This window comes from Massilia endophytica (assembly GCF_021165955.1).
Taxonomy (GTDB): domain Bacteria; phylum Pseudomonadota; class Gammaproteobacteria; order Burkholderiales; family Burkholderiaceae_D; genus Rugamonas; species Rugamonas endophytica.
This window is the reverse complement of the sequence record NZ_CP088952.1, coordinates 3,493,384-3,502,669: the sequence shown is the minus strand read 5'-3', so window position 1 is coordinate 3,502,669 and position 9,286 is coordinate 3,493,384. Positions and strand designations below refer to the sequence as shown.

General features: G+C 63.2%; 12 protein-coding genes. 7 read left to right on the top strand and 5 right to left on the bottom strand.

The features are described from left to right. Nucleotides 1–16: 16 nt before the first annotated feature. The 3 genes from LSQ66_RS16075 to phaP all read right to left on the bottom strand — a co-directional run bounded on the left by LSQ66_RS16075 (nucleotide 17) and on the right by phaP (nucleotide 2,283). Nucleotides 17–982 carry an ornithine cyclodeaminase family protein gene (locus LSQ66_RS16075; RefSeq protein WP_231766200.1) on the bottom strand — a complete coding sequence of 322 codons (966 nt, stop codon included), beginning with the start codon at nucleotides 980–982 and terminating at the stop codon, nucleotides 17–19. 9 nt (nucleotides 983–991) lie between these two features. After that, nucleotides 992–1,621: a helix-turn-helix transcriptional regulator gene (locus tag LSQ66_RS16070; protein ID WP_231770134.1), complete on the bottom strand. Its 630-nt coding sequence runs from the start codon at nucleotides 1,619–1,621 to the stop codon at nucleotides 992–994. A 98-nt stretch (nucleotides 1,622–1,719) separates the two neighbouring features. Continuing rightward, entirely contained in the window at nucleotides 1,720–2,283 is a 564-nt protein-coding gene (gene phaP, locus LSQ66_RS16065; protein ID WP_231766199.1) for a TIGR01841 family phasin, read from the bottom strand. Between the two features lie 221 nt (nucleotides 2,284–2,504). On the opposite strand from phaP, the gene LSQ66_RS16060 reads away from it, so the two are divergent. The 3 genes from LSQ66_RS16060 (at nucleotide 2,505) to LSQ66_RS16050 (ending at nucleotide 5,323) form a co-directional block, all read left to right on the top strand. Then, nucleotides 2,505–3,392: a DMT family transporter gene (locus tag LSQ66_RS16060; protein WP_231766198.1), complete on the top strand. Its 888-nt coding sequence runs from the start codon at nucleotides 2,505–2,507 to the stop codon at nucleotides 3,390–3,392. Between the two features lie 10 nt (nucleotides 3,393–3,402). Next, nucleotides 3,403–4,098, top strand: a complete 696-nt coding sequence (locus LSQ66_RS16055) for a nitroreductase (RefSeq protein WP_231766197.1) — start codon at nucleotides 3,403–3,405, stop codon at nucleotides 4,096–4,098. 151 nt (nucleotides 4,099–4,249) lie between these two features. Next, entirely contained in the window at nucleotides 4,250–5,323 is a 1,074-nt protein-coding gene (locus LSQ66_RS16050; RefSeq protein ID WP_231766196.1) for a serine hydrolase, read from the top strand. Here the strand turns inward: LSQ66_RS16050 and LSQ66_RS16045 are convergent. Next, nucleotides 5,302–6,084 carry an IclR family transcriptional regulator gene (locus LSQ66_RS16045; protein WP_231766195.1) on the bottom strand — a complete coding sequence of 261 codons (783 nt, stop codon included), beginning with the start codon at nucleotides 6,082–6,084 and terminating at the stop codon, nucleotides 5,302–5,304. The genes LSQ66_RS16050 and LSQ66_RS16045 overlap by 22 nt on opposite strands. A 124-nt stretch (nucleotides 6,085–6,208) precedes the next feature. Between LSQ66_RS16045 and LSQ66_RS16040 the strand changes: the two genes are divergently transcribed. From LSQ66_RS16040 to LSQ66_RS16025, 4 genes are all read left to right on the top strand, one after another. Then, entirely contained in the window at nucleotides 6,209–6,595 is a 387-nt protein-coding gene (locus LSQ66_RS16040; protein WP_269449089.1) for a diacylglycerol kinase, read from the top strand. A 99-nt stretch (nucleotides 6,596–6,694) separates the two neighbouring features. After that, the gene (locus tag LSQ66_RS16035; protein WP_231766194.1) at nucleotides 6,695–7,687 is read left to right on the top strand and encodes a sulfate ABC transporter substrate-binding protein; all 993 of its coding nucleotides are present in this window, start codon (nucleotides 6,695–6,697) and stop codon (nucleotides 7,685–7,687) included. Between the two features lie 9 nt (nucleotides 7,688–7,696). Then, entirely contained in the window at nucleotides 7,697–8,257 is a 561-nt protein-coding gene (locus tag LSQ66_RS16030) for an RBBP9/YdeN family alpha/beta hydrolase (RefSeq protein WP_231766193.1), read from the top strand. Nucleotides 8,258–8,274: 17 nt separating this feature from the next. After that, nucleotides 8,275–8,913: a peroxiredoxin gene (locus tag LSQ66_RS16025; RefSeq protein WP_231766192.1), complete on the top strand. Its 639-nt coding sequence runs from the start codon at nucleotides 8,275–8,277 to the stop codon at nucleotides 8,911–8,913. 3 nt (nucleotides 8,914–8,916) lie between these two features. On the opposite strand, the gene LSQ66_RS16020 is transcribed toward LSQ66_RS16025, so the two are convergent. Further along, on the bottom strand, nucleotides 8,917–9,276 hold the full coding sequence (locus LSQ66_RS16020; RefSeq protein ID WP_231766191.1) for a hypothetical protein: 360 nt from the start codon (nucleotides 9,274–9,276) through the stop codon (nucleotides 8,917–8,919). Nucleotides 9,277–9,286: the final 10 nt, after the last annotated feature.

Genomic DNA, 9,286 nt, shown 5'->3' with positions numbered 1-9,286 from the left:
TGCTTTTCCTGTGTGATTACCATGGCCAGGCGATGCTGCTGCCTGCGCCGCTTGCCAAGGCGCGCTGCCGGAGCATGCGCGCCACCGTGAGATCCTGCAGGGCGATGCCCGTCATGTCGAAAACCGTGACGTCGTGCGCCGCGCGCGCCGCCGCGCCGCTTGCCAGCACGGTTCCGAGTTCTTCCGCCGGATGGCCCGGGCTCCATTGCAGTTCGCCCAGGGTGCGTGCCTGCGCCAGGTCGTCGGCCCAGACGCGGGCGCGCGGCAGCAGGCCTTCCGGCAGTTCGCGCTTGCCGCGCGTGTCGCTGCCGACGGCATTGATGTGGGTGCCGGGCTTCACCGCATCCGCGTCGAAGAGCACGGCGCGCCCCGGCGTGGCGGCGATGACGATGTCGCTTGCCGCAACCGCCTCGTTGGCATTGACCCCCGGCGAAATATCGCAGCGCTGTGCGAAGCGTGCTTCGAAGGCCTCGTCACGGCGGCCCCCGGATGCCATGTAGCGCACCGTGCGCAGCGAGGGCAGGAAGCGCAGCGCATAGTCCAGCTGGGCCACGGCCTGCACGCCGGTGCCGAAGACGCATACGCTGCTGCTTTCGGGCCGCGCCAGCGCGAGCAGGCCGATGGCGCCTGCCGCCGCCGTGCGCGTCGTGGTCACGGCGTTGCCATCGATGAGGCACTGCGGCCGGCCCGTGTCGGGATCGAAGAGCATGATGGTGGCCTGGTGCGCATCGGCGCCATGCGCGCGGTTGCCCGGCCAGAAGCCCGCTGCCTTGAAGCCAAGCAGCTGCTCGTCTTCCACGTTGCCGGATTTGATGCCGAAGATCCCGTTCGGCAGCGGCTCGCGCACCAGCGGGAAGATGCGCCCCGCGCGGCTGGCATGCAGCAGGAAGGCCTCGCGTGTGGCCTCCAGCACCGCCTCGGGGTCGAGCAGGGCGGCTGCCTGGTCGCGGTCGAGCAGAAGCAGCTGGCTGGTTTCGCTCATGGGGCGTCCTTATTTGGCGTAGTTGTAGACGGCAGCGCGCGATACGCCCAGGTGAGCCGCCACGGTTTCCATGGCGCGCCGCATTTCGGTCAGTCCCGCTTCCCTGAGTTCGCGCATCAGCATGCGGCGCTGGTCTGCGCTCAATGCGCGGGGCGTGGTGGCGTGGCGCGCGGCGAAGGTGTCGATGTAGGCGCGGATGGTGTCCGACCCCGCCGTCGACAGGGTTTCCTTGATGCCCGCGCTGGTATTCATGCTGCCGAACTGGCCAAGCAGGTTTTGCAGTCCCTGGAACAGCGTCAGGTCGATGTTCATGCACAGGGCGGCGATGTAGTTGCCCTGGCTGTCCTTGATGCCGATGGAGGTGCTCTTGGCCTGCCGCCCGTCCGGGAAGCGGTTGGGGTAGTTGGCCACCACCTGGGCGAAGTCCGGGTCCGCAATGCGGGCGAGCCCCAGTTCGGTGGCCGGGTCGCCCACCTCGCGGCCGGACAGATTGTTGTGGATGGCGAGTACGGTGTGTTCGGGATCGCACAGGTCGTGCAGCACCACTTCGCCGAAGGGGGCCAGCGTCTGGCCAAGACCGGCGGCGATGTGCTGCAGCTGCTCCAGCAGCTGTTTCTGTTCAGGGGTATGCATTTGGATAGATTATCTCGATTTGGACGAAATGTATACTCTTGGACGAAAAAAAGCCCCGGACGAGGCCGGGGCAGACGATTCCGCTTGCTCGCGGATCGAGGAGATTACTTGGCAGCAGCAGCCGGTGCAGCTTTCACAGCCGAGGTGAACTGGTTCACGGCGGCGTTGACGTTGGCTTCCAGGGTCTCGGCAGCCTGCTTGGCGGTCTTGCTGAACTGCTCGTAGCCGGCGCTGGCGCTGCCCAGGGCGGACTTGAACAGGGCCACGGCGTTCTCGGTGCCGGCCGGGGCGTTCTTGCTCACTTCTTCCACCAGGGAGATCACCTTGCGGTTGGTCTCGGCGATCTGGGTCTCGGCGGCCTTGCTGAACTCGGCGGTGGTGCCGGTAGCGATCGAAGCCAGGTGACGGCCGTAAGCGATGGCTTTCTCGGCGGTCGGCTGGGCCTGGGCGGCGGTCAGCGAGAAGAATTCCTGCGGATCCTTGGCGGCCAGCAGCTGCTTGGCGGCGGAGGAGGTCTCTTCCAGGGAGGCCTTGGCAGCGGTCAGGTTCAGGTCCACAAACTTCTCAACGCCTTCGAAGGCTTTGTTGGTCAGCGCGGAGAAGATGGCGAACTGGCTTTCAACATTGGCCTTGGTCGCATTGGAAAATTGTTCAGGAATCGAAAACATGAAGCTCTCCAAAAAATGAATTAGTCGTTGATAGGTCCTGCTGTTCCGGGTAATAAACAACATTGTGCAACGCAACATGGACCATTCTACGGGTCTGAAATCAGATGTCAAGCGTTTTTTGTGCGACGCACCAAAATATCTAAGTGATTGTTCTGGTAGGAAATTTTTAGGCTTTCGGGCCTCCTCCGGCAGGGCCTTCTGACGCGTGATAGACTCGACAGATGTCCAGTCAGCCACACGCAAGTTTCCTCTCGCCCATTCCCCTGTTTTTCGTCTTCCTGTGGAGCACGGGCTTTGTCGTGGCGAAGTTCGGCCTGCCTTACGCGCCGCCGCTCACTTTCCTGCTGCTGCGCTTCCTTGGCGTCCTCGTCCTCCTCGCGCCGGCCGTGCTGGTGCTCAAGGCACCCTGGCCGGCAGGGAAGGTGGCCCATATCGCCGTTGCGGGTATCCTGGTGCAGGCCTGCTATCTCAGCGGGGTGTGGTGCGCGATCAAGCTGGGCATGCCTGCGGGCCTGTCGGCCCTCATCGTGGGCATGCAGCCCATCCTGACCGCCTTCGCCGCGCCCCTGATCGGCGAGCGCGTGCGGCCGGTTCAGTGGCTGGGGCTGGTGTTCGGCATCGCGGGCGTGGCCCTGGTGGTCTATGCCAAGATCAATCTCGTGGGCCTGCGCTGGGAGGCGGTGGCCCTCTGCGTGGGTGCGCTGCTCGCGATGACGGCGGGCACTCTGTACCAGAAGCACTTCTGCCCCCATTTCGACCTGCGCACGGGCACGGTGATCCAGTTTGCGGCCTCCACCGTGGTGGTGCTGCCCTTCGCCATCTGGCTGGAGGGCCTGAACCTGTCGCTGGATGCGGTGCAGTGGACGCCGCGCTTTATTGCCGCTTTGCTGTGGTCGGTACTGGCCCTGTCCATTGGCGCCATCTTCCTCCTGTTCAAGCTGATTCGGGGCAGCGGGGCGACGCAGGTGACGAGCCTGCTCTATCTCACGCCCCCGACTACAGCCCTTATGGCCTGGCTCATGTTCGGCGAGGCCTTCAGTTTTCTCGGCATGGCGGGCATGGCGCTCGCCGTAATCGGTGTAGTATTCGTTGTAAAGAAGTCAAAGTAGGGATTTCAGCATGATTTCAAGCCCCGACCAGCAGGCGGTAGACGCCGCCATCACTTCGCGCCGCTCGATCCGCGCCTTTCTGCCCACGCCGGTGGCGCGCGAGGACATCGAGGCGATCCTGCAGGTCGCGGCCCGCGCTCCTTCGGGCACCAATACCCAGCCGTGGAAAGCCTATGTGCTCACGGGCGAGGCCAAGGCGCGCCTGTGCGCCCGGATTGTGGACGCGTACAAGGATCCCGAGCAGAACCGCCAGCACACCGAGGAATACGCCTACTATCCCCGCGAGTGGAAGTCGCCCTATATCGACCGCCGCCGCAAGGTGGGCTGGGACCTGTACGCCCTGCTGGGGCTGACGCGCGAGAACAAGGCGGGCATGGCCGCCCAGCACGCGCGCAACTTCACCTTCTTCGATGCGCCCGTGGGCATGATCTTTACCATCGACCGCATCATGGAGCAGGGCTCCTGGCTCGATTATGGAATGTTCCTGCAGAATATTATGGTGGCCGCACGGGGCAGGGGACTGGATACCTGCCCCCAGGCCGCCTTCACGCAGTTCCACCGCCTGATCGCGAAAGAACTCGATCTCTCCAGCGACGAAATGGTGGTGTGCGGGATGGCCCTCGGTTACGCCGACCCTGAGAAAATCGAGAACTCCTTGATCAGTGAACGCGAGCCGGTTGCCAGTTTTGTTAAATTTATGGAGTGACAAGCATTCGTTGTGCGACAGCCTCAAGAATCGGCTTTACCTCTTGCGCTACTGTCTACAATCGAGCGAAAAACGTTAAATTCGCTTGCGCTGGATCAGTGATTTGCTACACTGCAACGGCGCTGTTTTGCTCTGTTCCGGGGAATTATCCATGTTCAAACTTGCATTGACTGCCTTGATTTCCGCTCTCTTCGTGTCGCTGCCGGTGGCCGACGCGCAGGCGGCGAAAGCAAGCGCGAAAAAAGTAAGCGTGAAAAAGGCCGGCGTGCGCCGCATGGCGCCGGAGAGCGTGATCCCGCGCGAGCGCATCATCAAGCGCGTCATCACCGTGAACGGCAAGCGCAAGGTGGTGTACCAGCGCGTAACCAATGTGGGCGGCGCGATCTCGAAGCCGACCATGGGCGACCTGGCGGGCCTGAACCTGACCCGCGATCCCCTCGACCTGAAATCCAATGTGGCCCTGGTCGTCGACCAGGCCAATTCCGAAGTGCTGTTCGAAAAGAACGCCAATGTGGCCCTGCCCATCGCTTCGATTACCAAGATGATGACCGGCCTGGTGGTGGTGGAAGCCAACCAGGACATGGACGAAATGCTCACGGTGACGGACGAGGACGTGGACCGCGAAAAATTCTCCAGCTCGCGCCTGAATGTGGGCGACCGCCTGACCCGCCGCAATATGCTGCATATCGCGCTCATGAGCTCGGAAAACCGCGCCGCCTCCGCGCTGGGACGCAATTATCCGGGCGGCCTGCCTGCCTTTGTGGAAGCCATGAACGCGAAGGCCCAGTCCCTCGGCATGAACGACACCCACTACGTGGATTCGAGCGGCCTGTCGAAAATGAATGTGGCGAGCGCGCGCGACCTGGCCAAGCTGGCGCAGGCCGCGTACGAACACCCGATCCTGCGCGAGTTCTCCACCGATCCGAAAGCGATCATCGAGCGCAATGGCCGTCCGGTGCAGTTCGGCACCACCAACGGCCTCGTGTCGCCGAAGTCGGGCTGGGAGATCGGCCTGCAGAAGACGGGCTTCATCAACGAAGCAGGCCGCTGCGTGATGATGCAGGCTGTGATCGAAGGCCGCGCCGTCATCATGGTGCTGCTGGATGCGAAAGGCACCGCGGCGCGCGTGGGCGATGCCATGCGCATGCGCAAGTGGCTGTCCGCCCTGAAGCCGTCCTTCACGGACAGCGCGGGCGGCAGCGCTCAGTCGGCCACGGGCATGTAACCCAGGGTTGCGGAGATCTGGTTGGCGGTGCTGACCAGGTCTTCCAGCCATTCCTCCTGCAGGCGGTCGGCGGGCGCCGAAATCGACAGGCCTGCCACCAGCTTCCCCGAGTCGTCACGGATGCCTGCGGCCATGCAGCGCACGCCCAGTTCCAGTTCCTCGTTGTCGCGCGCATAGCCGCGCGCGCGCACCAGGCTCAGCTCGCGTTCCAGCTTGGCCAGATCCGTAATCGAATTCTTGTTGTGCCCCGCCAGGCCCGTGCGGGTGGCGTAGGCGCGGATGGCCTTGGGCTCGTCCACGGACAGGAAGAGCTTGCCCGTCGAGGTCAGGTGCAGGGGGCCGCGGCCGCCGATGGCGCGCACCACCTGCATGCCGGAGCGCTCGGAGAAGGCGCGGTCGATGTAGACGATCTCGTCGCCCTGGCGCACGGAGAGGTTGATGGTCTGCTGCGTCTTCTTGTGCAGGGAGCGCATGAAATCGAGCGCCGCTTCGCGCACGGAGAGGCGGCTCTTGACCACATTGCCCAGCTCCAGCAGGCGCATGCCCAGGCGGTAGGTGCCGGGCTCGATGCGGTCGACGAAGCGGGTCACCACCATATCGTTCAGAATGCGGTGGGCCGTGGAAGGGTGCAGTCCGGAGACCTTGGACAATTCCTTCAGGCTGACCGGATCGGGATACTTGGCCAGCGCATCGAGCAGCGCCACCATGCGTTCGATAACCTGGATGGTGGTTTTTTGTTCGGGGACAATTTCGCTTTTCATGATGTGGTTGGTGCAGTGCAGTATGCGTGCTTCACTTTATACCATGATGTGAAAAAAAGTGGAAATACGCTTTGCGCGCAAGAGCGGGGGCTATAATTGATGCACCGAATCAAAATCGTGCCCCATGGAACAGCCAATCAGCGAATTCAAAAGCAAAAGCGGCCTCAAGCGTATCTTTTCGGCCTTCTTCTATTCCATGGATGGGCTCAAGTCGGCCTGGCAGACCGAGCACGCCTTCCGCCAGGAGCTGATGCTCTTCGTGGTGGCCTCGGCCGTGGCGCTGGCCCTGCCGCTCTCGGCCTATCAGAAGCTGCTGCTGATCGGCGTCATGGTGCTGGTGCTGATCGTTGAACTCATCAACTCCGCCATCGAGGCCGTGGTGGACCGCATCTCCCTCGAGCGCCATCCCCTCTCCAAGAACGCCAAGGATTTCGGGTCGGCCGCCGTGCTGCTGGCCTGCCTGCTCGCCGGCGCCACCTGGGCCGTGGTGCTGTTCAACCGCTTTTACTAGGCTATATGTATTGGCGGCATAAGAAACCGCGAAATACTTCGTTCTCATTTATATAGGACGGCTCTATCCTGCGATTTCCAAACAAACAGGGGAAATCCAATGCTGTCCAAGAAACTGCTCGCTCTTGCTGCCTTTGTCTCGCTGACCGCCCAGGCGGCCGACATCAACCTGCTCAACGTCTCCTACGATCCCACGCGTGAGCTCTACCAGGACGTGAACGCCGCCTTCGCCAAGGACTGGAAGGCGAAGACCGGCGACAACGTGAAGATCAAGCAGTCGCACGGCGGCTCGGGCAAGCAGGCGCGCGCCGTGATCGACGGCCTGGAGGCGGACGTGGTGACCCTGGCACTGGCTTACGACATCGATGCCGTGGCCGAAAAGGGCCTGGTGGACAAGGCCTGGCAGAAGCGCCTGGGCCACAACTCCACGCCTTACAGCTCCACCATCGTCTTCCTGGTCCGCAAGGGCAACCCGAAAGGCATCAAGGACTGGGGCGACCTGGTGAAGCCCGGCGTCGCCGTGATCACGCCCAATCCCAAGACTTCCGGCGGCGCGCGCTGGAACCACCTTGCCGCCTACGGCTACGCGCTGCGCCAGCCGGGCGGCAGCGAGGCGAGCGCCCGCGAGTACCTGAAGAAGCTGTACAAGAACGTGCCCGTGCTGGACTCCGGCGCGCGCGGCGCCACCACCACTTTCGTGGAGCGCGGCATCGGCGACGTGCTCCTCGCATGGGAAAACGAAGCCCTGCTCGCGATCAAGGAGCTGGGCCCGGACAAGGTGGAGATCGTGGCGCCTTCCGTGAGCATTCTCGCCGAGCCGCCCGTCGCCATCGTGGATAAGGTGGTGGACAAGCGCGGCACCCGCAAAGTGGCCGAGGCCTACCTGAATTTCCTCTACACTGATGCAGCGCAGGAGATCATCGCGAAGAACTACTACCGCCCAACGGTGGAGAAGGAAGCGAAGAAGTACGCCGCCCAGTTCCCCAACGTGAAGCTGTTCACGATTGCCGATGTGGCGGGCGACTGGACCCGCGCGCAGAAAACGCACTTCGCCGACGGCGGCGTGTTCGACCAGATCTATCAGACGAAATAAGGAGCAAGCATGGGAGCAGCGCTGCTATCGAACTACCGGGTCCTCGTGGTGCCCGGCCTGTCCAACAGCGGAGAAGAGCACTGGCAGAGCCGCTGGCAGCGCCTGTATCCCGGCTTCGAACGCGTGAACCAGCAGGACTGGGAGACTCCCAATCTGCAAGCCTGGCGGGCAAATGTGGACCGTGTGCGCCAGGAGGACCGCAGGCCCACGCTGATCGCGGCCCACAGCTTCGGCAGCCTGGCTTCGGCCCTGAGCGTGGCCGAAGACCCGCTGGGCGTCGAAGGCCTGCTGCTGGTGGCGCCTGCCGATCCGGACAAGTTCGGCCTGGCGGCCCGGCTGCCGCAAGGCCCGCTGCCTTGCCCCTCCATCGTCATCGCGAGCAGCACCGACCCCTGGATGGACATCGGCAAGGCCCGCGAATGGGCCGCGCGCTGGGGCAGCCGCTTCATCGATATCGGCGAGCGGGGACATATCAATTCCGAGTCCGGGCTGGGCGACTGGATTTTTGGCCAGCAGCAGTTGCAATTGCTGGCCGAAACAGCGCACAATGGCAGTCCGTTGTCTGTTTAACTATCTTGGAGACTTCCATGACTTTACGCCTCGGCGACACCGCCCCCGATTTCGAGCAGGATACCTCCATTGGCCGCATCAAGTTCCACGAGTGGGCGGGCGATTCCTGGGTGGTGCTGTTCTCTCATCCGGCCGACTTCACGCCGGTGTGCACCACTGAGCTGGGCCTGACCGCCAAGCTGAAACCGGAGTTCGACAAGCGCAATGTGAAAGCCATCGCGCTGTCCGTGGACCCGGTCGATGCGCACAAGGAGTGGATCAAGGATATCGAGGACACCCAGAAGACCGTGGTGGGCTTCCCCATCATCGCCGACTCGGACCGCAAGGTGTCCGGCCTGTACGACATGATCCACCCGGAGCAGAGCGCCACGGCCACCGTGCGTTCCCTGTTCGTGATCGATCCGAACAAGAAGGTCCGCCTGATCATCACCTACCCGATGAGCACCGGCCGCAACTTCGACGAAGTGCTGCGCGTGATCGACGCCCTGCAGCTGACCGACAAGCACACCGTGGCCACGCCGGGCAACTGGAAGGACGGCGACGACGTGATCATTCCGCTCACCGTGCAGGACCCGGATCTCCTCAAGCAGAAATACCCGAAAGGCTATACGGCGCTGCGCCCCTATCTGCGCGTCACGCCGCAGCCGAACAAGTAAGCGCTATTGCAGCGTTGGTGAAGAGCGCCCTTCGAGGCGCTCTTTTTGTTGGGCGAAGTAGGCGGGCGGCAGCTGCTTCAGCATCTCGCGCAAGGCGACGATATCGTTGCGCGCGCAAACGATGCACTGCGGATTGGTGCGGCCTTCCGTGGGCGTATATTCCACGGCGCCCAGGATGGCGTGGCAGATGGAAGCGAGCTTCTCTTCCGCCGCCGGCGGCATCTGCGGCGCCACTTCATGGAATTCCGCGCGGATGGCGCGGGTGGCCGAGAACACCGTGGCCTTTTCGAACTTCGTGTACGCCTGCAGGGCCATCTCGGTGAGATCGCACAGGCGGTCCGTCAGCAGCAATGCATGGGTCATGGCTGTCTCC

What these genes read in the sequence shown, in the direction of transcription:
- LSQ66_RS16045 (WP_231766195.1), bottom strand. Translation starts at nt 6,084, where the DNA reads ATGAAAAGCGAAATTGTCCCCGAACAAAAAACCACCATCCAGGTTATC.
- LSQ66_RS16055 (WP_231766197.1), top strand. Translation starts at nt 3,403, where the DNA reads ATGATTTCAAGCCCCGACCAGCAGGCGGTAGACGCCGCCATCACTTCG.
- LSQ66_RS16075 (WP_231766200.1), bottom strand. Translation starts at nt 982, where the DNA reads ATGAGCGAAACCAGCCAGCTGCTTCTGCTCGACCGCGACCAGGCAGCC.
- LSQ66_RS16025 (WP_231766192.1), top strand. Translation starts at nt 8,275, where the DNA reads ATGACTTTACGCCTCGGCGACACCGCCCCCGATTTCGAGCAGGATACC.
- LSQ66_RS16040 (WP_269449089.1), top strand. Translation starts at nt 6,209, where the DNA reads ATGGAACAGCCAATCAGCGAATTCAAAAGCAAAAGCGGCCTCAAGCGT.
- LSQ66_RS16020 (WP_231766191.1), bottom strand. Translation starts at nt 9,276, where the DNA reads ATGACCCATGCATTGCTGCTGACGGACCGCCTGTGCGATCTCACCGAG.
- LSQ66_RS16035 (WP_231766194.1), top strand. Translation starts at nt 6,695, where the DNA reads ATGCTGTCCAAGAAACTGCTCGCTCTTGCTGCCTTTGTCTCGCTGACC.
- LSQ66_RS16050 (WP_231766196.1), top strand. Translation starts at nt 4,250, where the DNA reads ATGTTCAAACTTGCATTGACTGCCTTGATTTCCGCTCTCTTCGTGTCG.
- LSQ66_RS16060 (WP_231766198.1), top strand. Translation starts at nt 2,505, where the DNA reads ATGTCCAGTCAGCCACACGCAAGTTTCCTCTCGCCCATTCCCCTGTTT.
- phaP (WP_231766199.1), bottom strand. Translation starts at nt 2,283, where the DNA reads ATGTTTTCGATTCCTGAACAATTTTCCAATGCGACCAAGGCCAATGTT.
- LSQ66_RS16030 (WP_231766193.1), top strand. Translation starts at nt 7,697, where the DNA reads ATGGGAGCAGCGCTGCTATCGAACTACCGGGTCCTCGTGGTGCCCGGC.